This is a genomic window from Reichenbachiella ulvae (genome assembly GCF_025833875.1).
Classification (GTDB): Bacteria; Bacteroidota; Bacteroidia; order Cytophagales; family Cyclobacteriaceae; genus Reichenbachiella; species Reichenbachiella ulvae.
The window spans coordinates 3,765,402-3,785,533 of the sequence record NZ_JAOYOD010000001.1 but is presented as its reverse complement, the minus strand read 5'-3'; the positions used below and the strand labels follow the sequence as shown (position 1 = coordinate 3,785,533).

Here is a 20,132-nt window from a genome sequence, read left to right as displayed (position 1 = left end):
CCTGTTATATTTGCCTCCTAACTCATAGTAATTAGAACCATGAATTCGAATACGCATATAGTAATAATGGCTGGTGGAGTCGGGAGTAGGTTTTGGCCATACAGTAGAAACACTAAACCCAAACAATTTATTGATGTTATGGGCATTGGTAAATCGCTTCTACAGCTAACCTATGAAAGGTTCCTGTCAGTTTCAAACAAAGATAATATAATAGTAGTTACAAACCATGATTATGCAGGCTTGGTAAAAGAGCAACTGCCTGATCTATCCGATGATCAGGTGCTTTGTGAGCCAAGTAGAAGAAATACAGCTCCTTGTATCGCCTATGCAGCCTATAAAATTCATAAGAAGGACCCAAATGCTGTAATGGTAGTCACTCCTGCAGATCATGTGGTGCTACAAGAAGAAAAATTTGCAGGAATTGCTCAAACTGCTATCGAGGGCGCTACAGGAAAGGATAGTATCGTGACTATAGGAATCAAACCCACCCGTCCAGAAACGGGGTATGGTTATATTCAATATCTGGAAGGCTCAGAGAGGGTTAAAAAAGTAAAGACGTTTACTGAAAAGCCAGAACTAGAACTGGCAAAAAAATTCATCGATAGTGGCGATTTCGTTTGGAATGCGGGGATTTTTGTTTGGTCTACAAGCACAATTATTAAAGCATTCGAGATGTATTTGCCTGAAATGGCGGAGACTTTTGCTGAGGGTAGTGATAAGTATTTTACTGACGAGGAGCAAACTTTCATAGACAAGGTCTATCCTGCATGTCAAAATATTTCCATTGATTACGGCATTCTGGAAAAGTCACAGAATGTTCATGTAATCGAGGGTGATTTTGATTGGTCTGATTTGGGATCTTGGGATTCTCTTCATGAATTGAGAGAGAAAGATGAGGATCAAAATGTGATCGATGGAGATCCAATTATGTTTGATTGTCAAAATAATATCGTTCGCAGCGAATCAGATCGCTTGGTCATCCTTGATAATCTAGATGGCTATTTGGTGGGGGATTTCAAAGACGTATTGATTGTTTGTAAAAAGGACAATGAGTCCAAGTTTAGAGAGTACGTAGCTAAGGTGAAAGAAGAAGGGAGAGACAAATATCTTTAAGATCTTTGTCTCATGCTTTCGTAAAGAATAACCCCTGCTGCTACCGAAACGTTGAGAGAATCGATATTTCCCATGATTGGAATTTTTACTTTCAGATCAGCTGCATTGAGTAGCTCTTCCGAAATTCCGTCTTCTTCTGAGCCCATAATGATAGCAGTAGGGATGCTCAAGTCAGCACCATATACAAGTTCGTCTGTCTTTTCGGTACAGGCGAGCACTTGAAATCCGCTGTCTTTCAAATATTTAACAGATTCTAAAAGGTTGGCTTCTTTGGCAATGGATAAATAATTCAGGGCCCCCGCAGAAGTTTTTACTGCATCGCTATTAATCATTGCTCCGCCTTTGGACGGAATGACAACTCCATTTACTCCGACACATTCGGCAGTTCGGCAAATCGCCCCAAAATTTCTAACGTCAGTCACTCTGTCAAGTATAAGTACCAGAGGTGCAAGTCCATTTTCGTAGCTGGTGGCAACAATGTTGTGCAATGGAACAAAGTCGATCGGAGAGACAAAGGCGACAACTCCCTGATGATTCTTTCTGGTAAAGCGATCCAGTTTTTCAACTGGCACACGAGCCACAATCCCCATAGAGCCACGAAGCAATTCCAATAGTTCATTGGTTAGCTCATTACTTATGCCTTTCTGAAGAAAAATTTTATCGATCGTCTTTCCAGACTTGATGGTTTCGATTACCGCTCTGGTACCAAAAACCATGTTGTCATATTTGATCGCCTTTGGGCGATTTTTATTTACAAAATTCCTTTTCTCCATTTTTTTACTTCGCTAAACCAAATACCCGAATAGCTCTTGTCTCTCTCTAAAACATAGTGATATTGGGTAAACAGATTTTTATGTTTGGCAAAAGTAAAGGTTATCTCACCCTGATAGACCGAATATTTCCATATTTCTTTTTGTTCCTCTTTGTCTACCACATCAGGTGGCCCATAAATAGTGTATATCATCCCTTGATCGGTCTTCCAGCCTTCCTTATAAGAGGTAAATAGGGAATTGGCCTCCTCGATTCTTTGATAGTATTCTTTTATCGTATTAGCAGCTGTTTTTTTCGAAGGAATAATTTTCAGCCAGAAGTTTTCGAAGGCTTCTTTTTTGTCCTCTGCCGTCATTACTTTTTGATATTCTTCGCTAGTACTGATGTAAACCAAGGGCACAATCACTTCTTCTATCAAGGTCAGTTTTGGGTAAGTCCCTGAAGAAGCGAAGCACATTTGTCCCACACTGCTCTGTTCATTTTTTTGAATGAAACTCAATCGGTCTAATGAATCCAGAATAATAGAATCGCTTTTCAAAACTCTCTTTTTGATATCGAGAGGTACTTGCGTACTGTCAGGAAGAGTCAAAACCATAGGTGGGACCGAGTTATCAAAAGCATGTTTATCGTATTGAAAAATGAAAACAGTTTGCTGACTAGTATCTTGGTCTATCAATGATATCTTTTCGCCTGGAGAGAAATCATTGTGCATGCGGTTCGTGTCAGGTTGAACGCATAGAAAATCGGCTAGAGGAAAAGCCAGATTTTCGTTGATAGGGATATCAAAGTAGTATTGGCGAGTGGCATATTCGAATGCTACCACCAGATAGTTGTGGATTTGTTCTGTTTCAAATCGCATCTCGAATTCTTCACCAGGAACCAATCGCCGTTTTTTCATTCCATCCAATGGGATTTCGGTATGTTTGGAAGAGTTGAATTTTTCTTGTGAGAGTAACTGAAAATTTTCAATCTTGTCTAATCCTGAATAGCGTTGAAACCTCAGGGCAACAATCAAATGATATTCGCGACCAGTTTTCGCTATACTGTGAGAAAACCGAACCCCACTTTTACGGTAATTGTTGCTGTGATTGATCTTTGAAAGGTCGATGGCTTGGGCAGGTTTAAAACTCCAACCCAAAAGGAATAGGACCATCAAAATGGTTTTAATCATTGGCATGAGCTAAATATAAATGATTTTCATGTTTTGAGTTGATGAATGAATTAGTTTTGCCGGATGTCAACATTTACTACGGAAATAGCATCGGACAAAATTGTCTCTGACAATCCTATCCATCAGCGTTTACTCAAGGCATATATCGAGGCAAAACCATTTGTCAAAGGCAAAGTTTTAGAGCCTGGTTGTGGAGAAGGCAGAGGGATTGAGGTTTTGTCTCCTTTGGCCGATGAGTATGTGGCATTGGATAAAATCACAGAAGTGATCGATGCGCTAAAATTGAAATATGAGGGCATTGATTTCCGTCAGGCTGTTTTTCCTCCATTCAGTGATTTGGAGGATGATTCCTTCGATACTGTTATTAGTTTTCAGGTAATCGAACACATTAAGGAAGATCATCTTTTTTTGAAGGAGATACATCGTGTTTTGAAACCTGGCGGCAGAGCGATCATCACTACGCCTAATATCAAGATGTCCTTGTCTAGAAATCCATGGCATGTAAGAGAATATACAGGCGCCGAGTTGAAAAAACTAGCGGCTACTATTTTCAGTGGTGTCGAAATGAAAGGTATAGCCGGAAACGAGAAAGTGATGGAATACCATGAAGAAAATAGAAAATCTGTAAACCGAATTATGCGATTTGATATTTTCGATCTTCAATACAGATTACCAGCACCAGTTTTGAGATTTCCGTACGAAATTCTGAACCGTTTTAATCGAAACAAATTACAGGATCAAGACGCAGGTCTGGTTTCTCAAATCCATCATAGTGATTTCTATCTAGCAGATGCATCAGATGAAAATCTTGATTTATTCTGTATCTTAACTAAGTGAGCCAATACGACCAATACGAACCTGAAAGTGAAAGAAGAAATAAATTTTGGGGCGTGATACTGTTCATTATTGTCATGGGCATACCCTGGTTGATTTATTATTTTTTTGGTTGACTCTAAGAAACTTAAGCCGATTTGCCCAACCCCGGACAATGCAGTAGTTTAGAAGATCGTTTGGTGCATGCCTATGCGTTTGGTGCCATTCAGTATAGACTAATTGCGATTCGAATTATGAGCAAATACTTGCTAATACTCTTGGCGTCAGCCTTACTTCGCTGTTCACCAGCTAACCCACAGGTTTTTGATGTGAAAAAATATGGAGCTATAGGAGATGGTGTCACCAATGATCAAAAGGCCATTCAGAAAGCCATCGATGCCTGTCAGGGTAGTGGTAAGACCGTTCTTTTCCCTCCAGGAACATACCTTACTGGCCAATTGATGCTAGGTAGTAATATGACCCTACAAATCGATTCAGCGGCCACCATTCTCGGAGTTCAGTCCGATTCAGAGGAGGTCTATCCACACGGCATGATTGAGACTAAGTATCCCAACCGAATGCTAGAGGACTGTCAGCGCCGTTTGATCTATGGTGACCATGTGCAAAATGTAACTATCACTGGGAAAGGTAAAATCGATGGCCAGGGTGATTATGAGTCATGGATGAATGTCAAGGAGCTAGGCACAGAAAAAGATCGTCCTTCCATTCTGGCTTTCGTAGGATCCCAGAACATAGAGGTGTCTGGTATCACTATGGTCGATCCGGCTTGTTGGACTCAGGTTTACATCGAATCGGACAGCATCACCATCCGAGATATCAAAGTTCACACAGGCAACCTCACACCTAATCGCGATGGTATAGATATCGTGGATTGTCATCATGTACTGATTGAGGGCTGTGACATCAAATCTGAGGACGATGGCATTTGCTTCAAAAGCGGAAGTGAGTACGGTTGTAAGGATGTGGTGGTGCGTGATTGTGTCATCGATAAGCTGAATGTAAATGCCGGTAATTGCTTTAAGTTTGGTACCGACGGGCTGGGTAGTTTCATGAATTTTGAAGTCTCTGGATTGACCCTGAAAAATGCCCATCAAAACTCCGCACTGGTGATTGAATCTATGGATGGGGCCTACATCAACAATATTAACATCAGCGATTGCGACATTACCAACTGTGGTCAGGCTATATTCATGTTGCTGGCAAACCGGAGAAGAAACGTCCCTGGCAGAAAGACCCGGATCGGCAGTATCTCCAATATACATTTCAAAAACATCAGGGGTAAAGATTTTACACAGCAGTATCCATCCATCATCACTGGGATGGAAGGGCACCGGATTCAGAATGTGACTTTCGAAGAATTGAATCTAGAGCTAAAAGGCGGAGTAGAAAGCAATGAGCAAACCGTGATGGAGTATGATGGCAAATACCCTGAGGGAAGCAAATTTGGCAACACCAGTGCCTATGCTTTTTTTACCCGGCATGTGGATCAAGTTAATTTCATCAATTGTGAGATCACCAGTGAGCAGCCTGATGCACGCCAATGGCTGGTGCAGGAAGATGTTGGAAGTGTGAACATTCAGTAATCAAAAATGATCATTCGTATGAAGAAATTCAGTATTTATCTACTTGCAGTTGCTTGTCTCTCCTGCACTAGAGCAATAAATGAAAAAGGTGCGATCGACCGAGAGGCCTTAGTGACCAGACATAACATCAGCCATCAGCAGATCGATTCATTAGCGGTGCTGACGGTAGGCAACGGAGAATTTGCCTATAGTGCAGACATCACGGGCATGCAGACTTTTCCTGATTTTTACGAAAATGGGATTCCTCTAGGTACCCAGTCGCAGTGGGGCTGGCATTCTTTTCCTAATCCAGAGGATTACTCGTTGGCGGATGTGCAGACCCACTACTGGAACGGGCAAGATTCGGTTTATTACTTCGATCAGCATAGCAGTGGCTCGGCAAGAAAAGTAGGCGCTACTGACTGGCTGAGGCAAAATCCACACCGTCTCCACTTAGGGCTCATAGGTCTGGAAATAGAAGGGTTGGACGAAATACGCAAAGTGGAAAACCCAAAACAAAGCCTCAATCTCTGGACGGGTGAGCTCAAAAGTAATTTTCAGGTTAATGGAGAGGCGGTAGAGGTTATCACCTATTGTCATCAGGATAGGGATCAAGTGGCCTTTAGGGTGCAGTCTAATCTGATCAAGCAGAATAAACTCCGAGTGAAAATTCGTTTTCCCTATGCCAGTCACGAAAAATTTGATTCTGGACTGGACTTTGATCATCCGGATGATCACCAAACGAAGGCAGTCACAACGACCGACACTGGCGTATTTTTCGAACGTAAGTTGGATGATGCAACTTACTACAATCAATTAGAATGGTCAGCGGGCACATTGGATGAGGAAAAAGCACACCAATATTTGATCACTCCTGATTCATCCGGCGATCAGTTTGAGCTTGCAGCCTCTTTTTCAAACAAACCAATAAAGTCAAGACTCGTGAACTTCTCTGAGACAGAGTCTAACAACAGGGAAAAGTGGAAGACCTTTTGGGAGAGTGGTGCTGCCGTAGATTTTTCGCAGTGCAGTGATCCCCGAGCGGAGGAGCTGGAGAGAAGGGTGGTCTTATCTCAGTACTTGACTAAAATCCAATGTACAGGTCGGTATCCTGCTCAAGAAACAGGACTAACCTACAACAGCTGGCATGGCAAGTTCCATCTGGAGATGCACTGGTGGCACGCGGCCCATTTTATTAAGTGGAGACGGGCCGAACTCATTACTCAGCAGTTAGATTTTTATTTTGATATCTATGATCAGGCAAAAAAAACGGCGGAAATGCAAGGTTATGAAGGCATACGCTGGCCCAAGATGATCGACCCTTCAGGTAGAGAAAGCCCTAGCGGCATAGGAGTTTTCTTGATCTGGCAGCAGCCCCATATTATCTATCTTACCGAAGCACTTTATCAGCAGAAGCCTAGCCATGAGCTGTTGAAAAAGTACAAAAAGCTGGTTTATGCCACGGCTGATTTCATGGCATCCTACGCTCGTTTGGATTCAGCAAGAGGAGCATACGTTTTAGGCCCTGCCTTGATCCCTGCGCAGGAGCGATTTCATCCAGAGACCACTCTGAACCCAGCTTTTGAACTGGCATACTGGTACTGGGGATTGAAAACTGCTCTCCAATGGCAGGATCGGATGGGAGAAACAAGAAACCCAAAATGGGAGGAAGTGCTGAATCAACTGGCTCCACTGCCTGTTCAGGATGGCCGCTACTTGTTTACCGAAGATGGTACGGACTCTTATGATAACCCACGATATCTTACAGATCATCCTATAGTATTAGGTGTGGCAGGTTTCGTACCCCTCACGAATAGGGTGGATACTTCGATCATGAAAACTACCCAACAAGCCATCATCGAAAAGTGGGATTGGCCCACGACCTGGGGTTGGGATATGCCACTAGCTGCCATGAATGCTAATGCTTTGGGACAACCCGAACAGGCAGTAGATTTTTTACTGATGGACACACCCAAAAACACCTATTTGATGAATGGGCATAATTATCAGAGAAGCAGTTTAACTCTTTACTTGCCAGGTAATGGAGGATTGTTAGCGGCAATTGCAGATATGTGCATATCGAAAGATGGATGGCCTAATAACGGAAGTTGGAATGTACGTTATGAAGGTTTTTCTCAAGGAGAAACATTGGAGTAGATTAGTTTTGATAATCTAATATTTTTCATGGTTGCTTTTTTGTTATGCCGTTTGTTTGGGTGATATTTGTCCGCTCCTAAATAATGGGGTATTAGCTCAGCTGGTTTAGAGCGCTGCCTTGACAGGGCAGAGGTCACTGGTTCGAATCCAGTATATCCCACATATCTCCCTTCCTTATTACAATCCTACCATCTCTGCTGCCTTGACAGGTCAGAGGTTGCTGCGGTTCGGCGTTCCGATTCGAATCCAGTATATCCCACAATTTCGCCTTTCGCTAATCGCTTTTCGCCATTGGCTTATCGCTCTTCGCACAATCTACCCTACTAAATTGATTGCCTTGACAGGTCAGAGGTTGCTGCGGTTCGGCGTTCCGATTCCAGTATATCCGATTACAATCGGATTCATCCTGTCTTCTATTGCTAAAGATGTGTTGAGAAGCCCTTCTTTCATGTCGTAGAATTTTTAGTTTTTGATTATCCAAACACATTTCCATATTGATCTTTAAGGATATATTCCGATTCAGTTAGAATTTGATTATTTTGTATCGATGAAAACCCCTCTTCTCCTTCTCCTTTGCCTACCCATTTGGTTACAGGCACAAACTGTTGTGGATTCTACTGCCTCCCTTCGAGGGATATCTGTATTGGATGAGAATGTCATCTGGGTCAGTGGAAGCAACAGCACAATTGCCAAAACGGAAGACGGAGGCACCACCTGGGTCAAAATATCAATACCAGAAACAGATGGATTAGATTTTAGAGATGTGGAGGTGTTTTCGGCAACTGAAGTTTTGGTGATGAGTGCTGGAGAGGGCGAATTATCCAATATTTTTAAGACAGAAGATGGGGGCACCACCTGGGAAAAGGTGTATGCTAATTCGGAACCCAAAGGATTTTTCAACGGCTTCAGTTTTGATAAAGACGGAAGAGGAGTGCTGACTGGAGATCCAGTAGATGGAAAACTATTCGTTTTAAAAACTAAGAATAAAGGAGCTAGCTGGAAGAGAGTTAGAGCTGATAAGTTGCCACTGATGGCTCAAGACGAGGCAGGGGGCTTTGCAGCTAGCGGCAGTCACTTGTATCTGGGAGAAGAATTTTTTATCAATGGGACAGGAGGTCGAATGTCTAGAATAATTAAATCAAATCGATCTTTAAGCGTTTGGAAGCCCATATACGTTCCTATGATTCAAGGAGAGTCCAGTCAGGGAATCTTTTCTATAGACTTTTGTGATAAGAATAATGGAATAGCTGTGGGAGGAGACTATACTCAACCAGACATAGGTGAAGATAACGTGATGATTACCTCTGACGGTGGTGAAGTATGGGTTCCGGCTGATAATTTTCCTGTTTATCAATCTTCTGTTAAATACTTGAATTGTGATCGGGTTATTTCTACAGGGCCATCTGCTACTTATTTGTCAAATGATGGCGGGTTCACCTGGGAGAGGGTTGATGCCCCGGGGTTTCACACCCTGGGAGTTGGGCCTGATGGCAATATTTGGGCTGCCGGCAGTGGTGGACGAGTCATGAACATCAAATTATAAGTAAAGTTGAAAAAGAAGGAGTTGCTCTTTCGTGCATGTATGGATGTACTAGAGCAGAAAATCGCTATTGCTAAGGACGGCATGCAGGCCGCTCAGGATTCGGCTAACAATGAAACCAAATCATCAGCGGGAGATAAATACGAGACAGGTCGCGCCATGAGTCAAAATGAGCGTGACATGTATGCAAAACAGTTAGCCGAGTTGCAGCATCAATACAAAATGCTGAAGTCAATAGATCCAAAAAAGAAGTTGGATCGAATCGAAACAGGCGCATGGGTGACTACCGAAAGTGCTGAATTTTTCATATCCATTGGTCTTGGATTAGTCAAATGGGAGTTACAATCGATCATGGCCATATCACCGGTATCCCCAATTGCACAACAGTTACTTGGAAAGGGAGAGGGAGATAGCTATTCCTGGATGAATAAGGACTTCAAAATTCTAAAAGTACAGTAAAAAGAAACGGCACCATGATTATGGTACCGTCAGCAGCATTTATTCGAGAAAAATTATCTTGTAGACTTGATTTATTTATTCGACTACAATTCAAAGGTGGGCAATCTGCTGACTTAATTCAATACCCAAATTTGGGTATATTTTATAAAACTTGCAGAAAAGTTGGATTAAATGGCATCCCAAAAATCAGCGTATCAACATGTTATGTAGTGTTGTGCAATTATGGCATACTTCTTGTCAATTCATGTTTGAATAAAATATTGTGACTAAACAAGAAGAAGATGAATACCAGTTATAAAAATTTGATGGGAGGATTGATGGCAATGGTTGGACTATTGATTTTTTCCTCCTGTGAAGATGAAATTAGTCCTTCCTCTACTGTAACTACCGAGGAGTTTACTGTTGGCGATTTTCATGCTGTAGAAGTTTCCAATGATTTTGATGTGGAGATTTTTTACTCTGATGAAGAGTATGTTTTAATCGAATCCAATGAAAATTTACATGATTTTATCACGGCAGTTCAGGAAGATGGGAAATTGAGAATCAGTTTGGATGGTGTCAATGTTAGTGGAAATACCATTTTGAAAGCGAGGGTTTATACCAACAATCCTCTTGATTTTATTTCTGTAAATAACGCTTCTAGATTAACCGCTACAGAAGCTATTTTTTCTGATCAGGTAGAGCTGCATGTGAACGGCGCGAGTTTTTTGAGGACGCAACTGGATGTGGAACGACTGGATGTAGAAGTCTCGAATGCATCTAATTTGGAAATTCAAGGTAGCTCCAATCATATCGGCATGGTTGTAAAAGCCGGTGGTATGGTTCAGGATGATAGATTGGTAGTCAATTTTGCGAATATGGACTTGTCTGGGGCTAGTAGCGCGGAATTGGTGATCAATCAGGAGATCAGATTAACTGCCAGTGGGTCTAGTGTACTACGATATGCAGGTGATGCCGTCATCAAGGCAATAGATCTTTCTACCGGTGCTACCATAGAAAAAATTGATGCCTAAAAAGATCATAACACGAAACAAATAGAAAAGGTCCCGGAACTATTCGGGACCTTTTTCTTTACTTGTGTCTTTCTTCGAGAACTTTTACCACATCCTCCAGATCATAACCTTTGGCACGTAGCAAAATCATATAGTGATAAAGAAGATCCGCAGATTCGTTTAGGAATAATTCTTCGCTGTTGTCCTTGGCTTCTATCACCACTTCTACGGCTTCTTCTCCTACTTTTTGGGCGACCTTGTTGATTCCTTTTTTGAATAGGGAAGAGGTGTAAGACTTCTCGTCTGGGTTATCATGGCGGTCTTTGATTACTGCCTCCAGTTTGGAAAGAAAGCTGAAATTCGATTTGTTTTCTTCTGCCCAGCAAGTATCTGTACCCTTGTGACAAGTAGGTCCGATTGGATTGGCTTGAACTAGGAGCGTGTCATTGTCACAGTCCAGTTTTATATCTACCAGTTCTAGAAAATTACCACTCTCTTCGCCTTTGGTCCAGAGCCTTTCTTTGGTGCGGCTGTAGAAAGTCACTTTGCCACTCTCCTGAGTTTGAGTCAAAGCTTCTTCATTCATATAGCCTAGCATCAAAACGTTTTTCGTTTTCGCATCTTGAATGATGGCTGGCACTAGGCCTTCAGTTTTATTCCAATCGATATTCATAGTCAATAGTCTGTAGACCATAGTCAGCAGTCGAGTTTTGTCAATCTATTGACTATCGACTCTGGACTCTCGTCTGTTATATTCTTACAGGTATTCCCTGCTTTTTCAATTCGTTTTTCAAGGTTGGTATTTCGATTTCTTTGAAGTGAAAAACACTAGCCGCTAATGCCGCGTCTGCTTTTCCTTCAACAAAGGTATCTGCAAAATCCTGAATGCTTCCTGCTCCCCCAGACGCAATGATCGGAATACTCACCATGTCCGATAGTTTTGCCAAGGCTTCATTGGCAAAGCCATTTTTCGATCCATCATGATCCATAGAGGTAAATAGCACTTCGCCAGCACCACGGCTTTCGGCTTCTTTTACCCAATCGAACAGATCAATTTCAGTTGGCACTTTGCCGCCTACCAGGTGAACCTTCCATTGTCCATCGATTTGTTTGGCATCTACAGCCAGTACCACGCACTGACTCCCAAACTGCAAGGCCAATTCGTCGAGTACTTTTGGTTCTTTTACCGCCCAAGAGTTGATAGAAATCTTGTCTGCTCCCCTGTGCAGTAGTTCATAGACATCCTGCACAGATTTGATTCCTCCTCCTACGGTGAATGGAATATTGACTTTCTCGGCAACCTTTTCTACCAGCTCAGCTGTCGTTTTTCTGCCGTCACCTGTTGCTGTGATGTCCAAAAACACGAGCTCATCCGCCCCTTGCTCAGAGTAGATGGCAGCCAGTTCTACCGGGTCACCTGCATCTCTTAGATTTACAAAGTTGACGCCTTTCACGGTACGTCCATCTTTGATGTCCAGGCAGGGTACGATTCTCTTAGTCAGCATAGGCTTCCAGTTGTTTCAGTGAAATTTTGTTTTCGTAGATGGCTTTACCGATGATGATGCCATCCATGTTCAGAGCAGCGGCAGCTTCTACATCTTTGATGTCCTTAACTCCGCCGCTCGCGACTATTTTTTGGGAAGGGAAAGTAGCCATTAAGTCTTTGTATAAGTCTACGGCTATGCCTTGCAACATTCCATCTTTGCTGATATCGGTGCAAACCATGTATTGGTTACCCATTGCTTCATATTCTTTGATCAGATCGAAAAGATCGACTTGAGATTCTTCCTGCCAGCCGTTGATGGCTATTTTTCTGTTAGTAGAATCTGCACTGAGGATGATCTTTTCAGCTCCAAACTTTTTCAGCCATTCGCCATAGAGCGTTTTGTTCTCCAGAGCGACACTACCCAAATTGACCTGAGTAGCTCCAGCATTGAAAGCAATGTCTATGTCCTTGTCAGATCGAATGCCTCCACCAAAATCGATAGTTAGTCCAGTATTCGCAGCGATGTTTTCCAGCACAGCGGCGTTTTTGATCTCTCTGGCTTTCGACCCGTCCAGATCCACCAAATGAAGATACTTGATACCAGCATCTTCGAATTCCTTGGCTACTTCCAGAGGATTCTCATTGTATACTTTCTTTTGGTCATAGTCGCCCTTCGTCAATCGGACACATTTGCCATCTATTAAATCTATTGCGGGAATAATACGAATCATTATAACTTTAGTTTATTGGGATCTTGTCGAGCATCCCAAACTCTTAATATTGTAATGGTGTTTTCTGAAAATTGATAATACAGAATGTAATGTTTGACTACTCTTGCCCTAGTGTATTTATGTTCTGTTAGACGACCGGATCGAGGGTAAATAGCTAGAGTTTCGATTGATTTATTGAACAGCTTCTCTAGTTTTTTACCATAGCTGTGATTGTTCAATTCATTAAACCAATAACTATAAATTTGGATTTTATCCTCTAATGCAATCTGAGACCAAACTATTTTCCTTCGAACCACTTATCGATTTTTTGTTTGGCTTCTTCATGTGTTAAAACACGGCCGTTGGCAACATCGTCCAATCCTTCTTCTATCGCTGCTTTTTGGGATTGGGTCAATTTTAGAGGTATTTCCTCATTATTTAGCTCAATTTCCAACTGGAGCATTTCAAGAATATTGGAGAGAACCTCTTCTTCATGAATTTGGTCTAGTTTTTCCTTTATTAAATCCTTTGTGCTCATAACATAAAAATACTAATTTCTTTGATCAATCATTCTATTAGACGGTCGACCGATTACATTCTAACAAAATTCTCTAAAATCTTCTGACCAAAAGACCCGCTCTTTTCAGGGTGGAACTGGCAGCCATAGAAGTTATCCTTGTGAAGTGCGGCACTGAAAGGGGCCGGATAGTTCGCTTTGGCAATGGTCCATTCCGAATCTGGCACATAGTAAGAGTGCACGAAATACATGTACTCCTTTTCCTCTAGACCATCGAAAATGGGTGTCTGTAAATCTTCTACCTGATTCCAGCCCATGTGAGGTACTTTGACATCTGTGCTGTCAAATAATTTCACCGGAAGAGGAAAAATTCCCAACCCCTTGGTGTCGTTTTCTTCTGAAGACTCACACATCATCTGCATGCCCAAACAAATGCCTAAAAACGGCTGCTTGGCATCTTTGATTACTTCGGTAAGCCCATATTCTTCCAGTGCCTTCATCGACGAGCTGGCTTCACCCACACCAGGGAAAAGCAGTTTGTCTGCAGACTGAATGGTCTCCGCAGAGCGCGATAGCTCATACCCGATACCTAATCGATCCAGGGCGAATTTCACAGATTTGACATTGCCTGCACCGTAATCTATAATTACTATTTTGCTCATAGCATTCCTTTCGTAGAAGGTAAAATCATTTTGTCTTTGTCTTGTTTCACTGACATTTTGATAGCCTTAGCAAAGGCTTTAAAAATGCCTTCGATCTTGTGGTGTTCATTGTCTCCTTCCGCTTTGATATTCAGGTTGCATTTTGACGCATCCGAAAAAGATTTGAAGAAGTGAAAGAACATCTCTGTTGGCATCTTGCCTACCATTTCTCTTTTGAATTCGGCATCCCAGACAATCCAGTTACGACCACCAAAATCCAGTGCTACCTGACACAGGCTATCGTCCATCGGAAGGCAGAAACCATAGCGTTCGATTCCTTTCTTGTTGCCGAGGGCTTCCAAAACAGCTTCGCCCAGCGCTATTCCAGTATCCTCGATGGTGTGGTGCTCGTCTACCTCCAGGTCACCTTTCACTTTTATTTTCAAGTCGAGAAGGCCATGCTTGGCAATCTGGTCCAGCATGTGATCAAAGAATTTGATTCCCGTATCGATATCAGCCTGACCTGTACCGTCTAGTTCTACTTCTATGTCGATATCCGTTTCTTTGGTGGTGCGTTTTACGCTACCTTTTCTGGATCCTCGACTTACCAGATTGTATATATCTTCCCAATCCGTAGTGGTGAGGGCGATGCAGCTCTGCAACTCTTCCACCTTAGAAGAAATTTCTTCAGCACCTAAACCTTCTTGGTTTTGGATAAAAATAGCTTTGCAGCCCAGATTCTTCGCAAGCTCCACATCGGTGATTCGATCGCCAATGACGAAAGAGTTTTCCAAATCATAACTGCCATCCATGTATTCGGTTAGCATGCCTGTTCTAGGCTTGCGAGTAGGTGCATTATCAGCAGGAAAACTGCGATCGATCTTTACATCATCGAAGATCACCCCTTCGTTTTCAAAGGCCTTCATGCACTTGTTGTGTGCTGGCCAGAAGGTGTCCTCTGGAAAGGAGTCTGTACCCAAACCATCCTGATTGGTCACCATGACCAATTCGTATCCTAACTTGGCGATTTTAGACATCCACTGGAATACGCCTGGATAAAATTCCAGCTTCTCCAAAGAGTCCAGTTGGTAATCAACTGGTGGTTCCAATACCAGGGTGCCGTCTCTATCTATGAATAATACTTTTTTCATTTTTCTGTTGCTTGCAGCCTTGGGCTATTCGCCTTGAGCACTTTCATATTCTTTAATTCCGTCTATCAATCGATCATTTTCCTTTGGCGTACCAATCGTGAAACGCAGACTTTCTTCGCATAGATACTGGGTCGAGCGATTCCTTACAATCACTTTTCGTTCCAATAGAAAATTATACAAAGCCTTGGCATTGTCTACTCTAGCCAGTACAAAATTGGAAACGGTAGGAAAAACCTTCGAAACACAACTGGCGGCTTCCAATGCAGCAATTACCTTTATTCTTTCGCTTAGAATGATAGCTACTTGTTCCTTAAATGCCGGCTCATTATTCAATACTTCTAATGCTGCCTTTTGTGAAAGCACATTCACGTTGTACGGCGGCTTGATGGCATTGAATACAGCTATGATTTCCTCCGATGCGAAACACATACCCATTCTCAATCCAGCCAATCCCCAGGCCTTAGATAGTGTCTGACAAACGACGAGATTTGGGTAATGGTCTAGCTCGTGTATCCATGATTTTTCCTCAGCAAAGTCGATATATGCCTCATCGATCACTACGATTCCTCTCTTCAAATCCAGGATTTTTTTGATCTCATCCTTTTGTAGCAAGTTGCCCGATGGATTGTTAGGAGAGCAGATGAAAAATAGCTTCGTATATTCGTCGGAAGCATCAATCATCGCCTGGGAATTTAGCTGAAAGCCTTCTTCCAGATTGACCTTGCGCAGTTCGATATCATTGATCTCAGACAAAACCGGATACATACCATAGCTCGGGTTGTGAGAGATGATATTGTCCAATCTAGGTTCGCAAAAGGCACGAAAGATGATGTCCAGTACTTCGTCACTACCATTGCCTAGCAGGATTTTCTCTGGAGCAATCCCTTTGATCTCGCTCAGACGTTTTTTGACCTCTTTTTGATAAGGATCTGGATAGCGGTTCATGCCATTCTCAAATGGATTTTCATTAGCATCCAGATAAACATCCGCTACATTGTCGAACTCATCACGTGCTGAACTGTAGGGAGTCATTGCCTTGATATTGGCTCTCAAAAGATCTCTCACATTCATGATTTTAGATTTTTCGAGTTGAGGTATGCCAGTCTTTTGGTCACCGCATTTTTGTGTGCATCCAGTTGCTCTGCTGTGGCCATTTGCTCGATGGCTGGACCGATTCCTAATATCCCCTTTTCAGTGATTTTTTGGAAAGTGATCTTCTTCATGAATGCATCCAGATTCACACCGCTGTATGATTTAGCGTAACCATTGGTTGGTAGGGTGTGATTGGTACCAGATGCGTAATCACCTGCACTCTCCGGCGTATAATTACCGATGAAAACAGAACCCGCATTAATCACTTGGTCCAGATAGAAATCTTCATTCTGCACACAAAGGATGTAGTGCTCTGGTGCGTATTCGTTGATGAAATCGACACAGTCCTGATCCTCTGGTAAACAGATGATTTTGGAGTTTTCTATCGCCTTTTCAGCTATTTCTTTCCTTGGGAGTAAAGCCAATTGTATCTCTAGTTCCTTTTGTATGGGTTCGACTTGTTCCTCGCTTTTGACAACACAGATCACCTGACTGTCAACACCGTGTTCGGCTTGAGAAAGTAGATCCGATACCACGAATTCAGGCACAGCCGTTTCGTCAGCCATCACCAACAGCTCTGAAGGACCCGCAGGCATATCGATCGCCACGCCCAATTGTGCAGCACGCTGCTTGGCGGCAGTCACATATTGGTTGCCCGGACCAAAGATCTTATCCACTTTCGGAATCGACTCTGTTCCAAATGTCATCGCCCCGATGGCCTGAATGCCACCTACTTTAAAAATCTGTTTGACGCCTGCATACTTCGCTGCAAACAAAATGGCAGGATTGATTGAGCCGTCTGGGCCGGGAGGCGTACATAGCACGATTTCTTTGCATCCAGCAATTTTCGCTGGAAGTGCTAGCATGAGCACAGTAGAAAATAGGGGAGCTGTGCCTCCAGGGATATAAATGCCCACTTTTTGGATGGCTTTGGCTTCTTGCCAGCAAGTAACCCCAGGAGCCGTTTCTACTTCCACTCTTTGTGGTTTTTGGGCCGTGTGAAAGGCCTCAATATTTTTTGCAGCCAGCTCGATCGCTTCCTTTAATTCACCACCGACCAATTGATCGGCATACTGTAGTTCTTCTTCACCAGCTACGGTGTTGATCAGGGTAGCATTGTCGAATCTCTTAGTGAATTCGAGTACAGCCTTATCCCCATCGGATTGGATTGACTTGAATACCTCATCGACTGTGGATTGCAGATTTTGCTGCTCCAGGGCAGGGCGCTCAGCCAGTTGCTCCCACTCTTCTCTTTTTGGATTAATAGCAACTATCATAGTACCATTTTTTCGATTGGAACGATCAAAATACCTTCTGCTCCAGCTGCTTTTAGCTGGTCAATGATTTCCCAAAATTCTCCTTCGCCGATCACCGTGTGCACCGAACTCCAGCCTTCCTCTGCCAATGGCAGTACCGTTGGGCTGCGCATCCCCGGCAATAGTTGAATGACCTGCTCGATTTTGTCATTCGGTACATTCATCAGTGCATATTTGGATTTTTTCCCTTTCTGCACTGCATCTAGACGAAACAAAAGCGTGTCCAATAGCTCCTCTTGTTCTACAGTCAGGTTTTTATTTTTAACCAATACTGCCTGAGATTTGAGGATCAGGTCTGTTTCTTTTAGCCCGTTTTTGAACAAGGTGCTACCTGAGCTAACCAGGTCACAAATCCCTTCAGCCAGACCAATGTTTGGCGCGATTTCCACAGAGCCCTTGATCACGTGGATGTCTGCATTTACCTTGTTTTTAGCAAGAAATTTTTTCAGTGTATTAGGGTAGGAAGTTGCAATTTTCTTTCCCTCAAAAAATTCTACGCCAGGATAGTCAACCTCCTTTGGCACAGCCAGAGACAACTTGCATTTAGAAAAGCCCAGCTGTCTAACCGTTTCAATATCATTTTCTGTTTCCTCGAGTAGATTTTCGCCGACTATGGCTATATCCGCCACACCATCTTCTACATACTGTGGAATGTCTCCATTGCGGAGGTAAAGTACGTCCAGAGGAAAGTTGGAAGCACTGGCTTTCAATTGGTCTTTGCCATTGTCGATGTGGATACCACAGCTCTTTAGAAGGTCGATTGATTCATCGTTGAGTCTTCCGGATTTTTGTACTGCGATTTTAAGCTTGCTCATGGTTTTTGATTTAATGTCTTCTCAGTGTTTGGAGGGACTATAAACAAAAAATCCCGTCCAAAATTAATCAGACGGGATTAGTGAAATATTTTTATAGACATACCTCTACCACCTCGCCTGTGCGATCATTGTATGGTGATGATGTTGTCTGTTAGTAATCATAATTATTTTCTTGCGAGGCAAATTTATAAAAGTTGTTGGAATATTGTCTTTTTGCTGTAGAAATATTCAATGATTTCTGTCATTTGTTTTGACTGTCACAATTGACACATTTGTTATTGCTAAAACAAAAACTCGGACAGTACGGCCAACCCCGCTCCCAGCAGGCTGATTAAAAGCTTTTTCGTGCTCCAGCTGTGTTCAGGACTAGATTCGATAAATATGGTGGTCGATATGTGTAGGAAGTTACCTGACACAAAAGCAAAAAGAAAGGTCATCGAGGCGTGATCCATCCATCCAATATCCTCCATGAAATGCCCTGCAAATAATCCAAGAGGAGAAGCCATCGCAAATATAGTGAGCAGAAACAGTTGCGTTTTTCGAGACTGGTACTGACAGGAAAGCACCGAAATCAAAGCCAGAGCAGCCGGCACCTTGTGAAAGATGATGCCTGCCAGTAAAGTTCCTTCGGTATGATTGCCATGCACACTTTCTGGGTGGGCCAGGAGTGTTCCTTCTAACAAACCATGAATACTAAGCGCTACGATTAAGGATAGACTTTTCAGGCTGGAGTGCTTTTCTCCATGATGATGATGGTGCATATGTCCATGCTCTACACCGTCGGTAAAATACTCCAGCACCTGTTGGAAAAAGAAACCCAACAGAATAAAGAGTCCGATATGAAGATGGTTGTCTCCTGCTTCAAAGATTTCGGGTAGAATATGAATGACTGTAATGGAGAACAAAAAGGATCCCGCAAAAACCAGCAATATCTTGATGTTTCTTTTGACAGCATCTACAGAGTTGATTGCTAGTAGGCCACCTAGCATGGCCGAAAGGAATAATATGATAGCAGATTTGATCATGCGGGTTTTTGAATGACGAAGATTAAACGTTCAGATTGGTCATTGATATAAGGATTGAGTTGATAGTCTCCGAATATGTCCAAAAGCTTAAGTCCAATTTGATCAAAATAGTTCAAAAAATCTGTTCTTCGGATCGCCTTTACTTTTTCCATGTATTCAAAATGCTGGCCATGATCATCCACTTCGATGTTTTTGACGATATAGTCGTCTTTGGTATGCTCCCTTGTGATTTTGAAATGAATGTTGTCAATGGTTTTGTCTTCCTCGCTCACCAGTTGATTGATTACTACATAGGGATTGAGGAAATCGATAAGCAATTTCCCGCCAGGTTTCAAAGATTCGCAGGTGGCTCGAATTACATCCAGGTTTTCTTCTTTAGAATCAAAATAACCAAAGGAGGTAAATAGGTTGAAAACATAATCGAAAGTAGCAGGCTGAAAAACCTCCCTCATATCATGAATGTGGAAGTGCAGCGAGTCATTTGCTTTTTGTCGGGCAAAGGCGATGTTTTGCTCCGATAGGTCTACACCAGTTACATCAAAACCCCTATTGTTTAAATAGATCGAATGGCGCCCTTTACCACAAGCAAGATCCAAAATTTTGGCATCCTTAGGCATTTCAAAATAATGGATGAGCTTGTCCAAGAACTTGCCAGCTTCTTCGTAACTCCGGTTTTTGTATAAAATATGGTAGTAAATGGTATTGAACCATTCATCGAACCATTCTTTCTTTTGTGTTTGCTCCTCCATCATAGTGCGCTGCAATATTAACATGCATTGC

The 20,132-nt window shown here is 42.5% G+C and carries 21 protein-coding genes and 1 tRNA gene; 8 read left to right on the top strand and 14 right to left on the bottom strand.

All coding sequences use genetic code 11. The annotated features are described in order from the left end of the window. Positions 1 to 39 precede the first annotated feature (39 nt). The gene (locus tag N7U62_RS15280) at positions 40 to 1,113 is read left to right on the top strand and encodes a mannose-1-phosphate guanylyltransferase (protein WP_264138867.1); all 1,074 of its coding nucleotides are present in this window, start codon (positions 40 to 42) and stop codon (positions 1,111 to 1,113) included. Here the strand turns inward: N7U62_RS15280 and rlmB are convergent. Continuing rightward, positions 1,110 to 1,886 (bottom strand): 23S rRNA (guanosine(2251)-2'-O)-methyltransferase RlmB, encoded by a 777-nt coding sequence (rlmB, locus tag N7U62_RS15275; protein WP_264138866.1) that lies wholly within the window; start codon positions 1,884 to 1,886, stop codon positions 1,110 to 1,112. The genes N7U62_RS15280 and rlmB overlap by 4 nt on opposite strands. Further along, positions 1,865 to 3,055, bottom strand: a complete 1,191-nt coding sequence (locus N7U62_RS15270) for a GWxTD domain-containing protein (RefSeq protein WP_264138865.1) — start codon at positions 3,053 to 3,055, stop codon at positions 1,865 to 1,867. The genes rlmB and N7U62_RS15270 overlap by 22 nt, the downstream gene beginning before the upstream one ends. Positions 3,056 to 3,118: 63 nt before the next feature. Between N7U62_RS15270 and N7U62_RS15265 the strand changes: the two genes are divergently transcribed. From N7U62_RS15265 to N7U62_RS15235, 7 genes are all read left to right on the top strand, one after another. Then, positions 3,119 to 3,892: a class I SAM-dependent methyltransferase gene (locus tag N7U62_RS15265; RefSeq protein WP_264138864.1), complete on the top strand. Its 774-nt coding sequence runs from the start codon at positions 3,119 to 3,121 to the stop codon at positions 3,890 to 3,892. 134 nt (positions 3,893 to 4,026) lie between these two features. Then, positions 4,027 to 5,472 carry a glycoside hydrolase family 28 protein gene (locus tag N7U62_RS15260; RefSeq protein WP_264138862.1) on the top strand — a complete coding sequence of 482 codons (1,446 nt, stop codon included), beginning with the start codon at positions 4,027 to 4,029 and terminating at the stop codon, positions 5,470 to 5,472. Positions 5,473 to 5,490: 18 nt separating this feature from the next. Then, entirely contained in the window at positions 5,491 to 7,608 is a 2,118-nt protein-coding gene (locus N7U62_RS15255) for a hypothetical protein (protein ID WP_264138860.1), read from the top strand. 85 nt (positions 7,609 to 7,693) lie between these two features. Further along, positions 7,694 to 7,768, top strand: a tRNA-Val gene (locus N7U62_RS15250). 387 nt (positions 7,769 to 8,155) lie between these two features. Continuing rightward, on the top strand, positions 8,156 to 9,151 hold the full coding sequence (locus N7U62_RS15245; protein WP_264138859.1) for a WD40/YVTN/BNR-like repeat-containing protein: 996 nt from the start codon (positions 8,156 to 8,158) through the stop codon (positions 9,149 to 9,151). A 6-nt stretch (positions 9,152 to 9,157) separates the two neighbouring features. Next, positions 9,158 to 9,607, top strand: coding sequence for a 3-oxoacyl-ACP synthase (locus N7U62_RS15240; RefSeq protein ID WP_264138858.1), 450 nt, complete (start codon positions 9,158 to 9,160; stop codon positions 9,605 to 9,607). A gap of 281 nt (positions 9,608 to 9,888) precedes the next feature. After that, positions 9,889 to 10,620, top strand: a complete 732-nt coding sequence (locus N7U62_RS15235) for a GIN domain-containing protein (RefSeq protein ID WP_264138857.1) — start codon at positions 9,889 to 9,891, stop codon at positions 10,618 to 10,620. Between the two features lie 58 nt (positions 10,621 to 10,678). Here the strand turns inward: N7U62_RS15235 and hisIE are convergent, their stop codons facing one another. From hisIE to N7U62_RS15180, 12 genes are all read right to left on the bottom strand, one after another. Continuing rightward, positions 10,679 to 11,293 (bottom strand): bifunctional phosphoribosyl-AMP cyclohydrolase/phosphoribosyl-ATP diphosphatase HisIE, encoded by a 615-nt coding sequence (hisIE, locus tag N7U62_RS15230; RefSeq protein WP_264138856.1) that lies wholly within the window; start codon positions 11,291 to 11,293, stop codon positions 10,679 to 10,681. Positions 11,294 to 11,348: 55 nt separating this feature from the next. Beyond that, positions 11,349 to 12,104, bottom strand: a complete 756-nt coding sequence (gene hisF / locus N7U62_RS15225) for an imidazole glycerol phosphate synthase subunit HisF (protein ID WP_264138855.1) — start codon at positions 12,102 to 12,104, stop codon at positions 11,349 to 11,351. Further along, complete coding sequence (hisA, locus tag N7U62_RS15220; RefSeq protein WP_264138854.1) at positions 12,094 to 12,816, bottom strand: 1-(5-phosphoribosyl)-5-[(5-phosphoribosylamino)methylideneamino]imidazole-4-carboxamide isomerase; 723 nt, start codon at positions 12,814 to 12,816, stop codon at positions 12,094 to 12,096. The genes hisF and hisA overlap by 11 nt, the downstream gene beginning before the upstream one ends. Beyond that, a complete protein-coding gene (locus N7U62_RS23265) occupies positions 12,816 to 13,112 on the bottom strand; it encodes a type II toxin-antitoxin system RelE/ParE family toxin (protein ID WP_404818026.1) in 297 nt (98 codons plus the stop codon). Before N7U62_RS23265 ends, hisA begins: the two co-directional genes overlap by 1 nt. Continuing rightward, complete coding sequence (locus N7U62_RS15215) at positions 13,094 to 13,333, bottom strand: hypothetical protein (protein ID WP_264138853.1); 240 nt, start codon at positions 13,331 to 13,333, stop codon at positions 13,094 to 13,096. The genes N7U62_RS23265 and N7U62_RS15215 overlap by 19 nt, the downstream gene beginning before the upstream one ends. A 53-nt stretch (positions 13,334 to 13,386) precedes the next feature. Beyond that, positions 13,387 to 13,974, bottom strand: a complete 588-nt coding sequence (gene hisH, locus N7U62_RS15210) for an imidazole glycerol phosphate synthase subunit HisH (protein ID WP_264138852.1) — start codon at positions 13,972 to 13,974, stop codon at positions 13,387 to 13,389. After that, positions 13,971 to 15,104 (bottom strand): bifunctional histidinol-phosphatase/imidazoleglycerol-phosphate dehydratase HisB, encoded by a 1,134-nt coding sequence (gene hisB / locus N7U62_RS15205; RefSeq protein ID WP_264138851.1) that lies wholly within the window; start codon positions 15,102 to 15,104, stop codon positions 13,971 to 13,973. Before hisB ends, hisH begins: the two co-directional genes overlap by 4 nt. A gap of 24 nt (positions 15,105 to 15,128) precedes the next feature. Further along, positions 15,129 to 16,175, bottom strand: coding sequence for a histidinol-phosphate transaminase (gene hisC, locus N7U62_RS15200; protein WP_264138850.1), 1,047 nt, complete (start codon positions 16,173 to 16,175; stop codon positions 15,129 to 15,131). Then, positions 16,172 to 17,473, bottom strand: a complete 1,302-nt coding sequence (gene hisD / locus N7U62_RS15195) for a histidinol dehydrogenase (RefSeq protein ID WP_264138849.1) — start codon at positions 17,471 to 17,473, stop codon at positions 16,172 to 16,174. Before hisD ends, hisC begins: the two co-directional genes overlap by 4 nt. Next, positions 17,470 to 18,327, bottom strand: a complete 858-nt coding sequence (hisG, locus tag N7U62_RS15190) for an ATP phosphoribosyltransferase (RefSeq protein ID WP_264138848.1) — start codon at positions 18,325 to 18,327, stop codon at positions 17,470 to 17,472. The genes hisD and hisG overlap by 4 nt, the downstream gene beginning before the upstream one ends. A gap of 281 nt (positions 18,328 to 18,608) precedes the next feature. Next, positions 18,609 to 19,352, bottom strand: a complete 744-nt coding sequence (locus N7U62_RS15185) for a ZIP family metal transporter (RefSeq protein ID WP_264138847.1) — start codon at positions 19,350 to 19,352, stop codon at positions 18,609 to 18,611. Then, complete coding sequence (locus N7U62_RS15180; RefSeq protein WP_264138846.1) at positions 19,349 to 20,125, bottom strand: class I SAM-dependent methyltransferase; 777 nt, start codon at positions 20,123 to 20,125, stop codon at positions 19,349 to 19,351. Before N7U62_RS15180 ends, N7U62_RS15185 begins: the two co-directional genes overlap by 4 nt. Between the last annotated feature and the right edge of the window lie 7 nt (positions 20,126 to 20,132).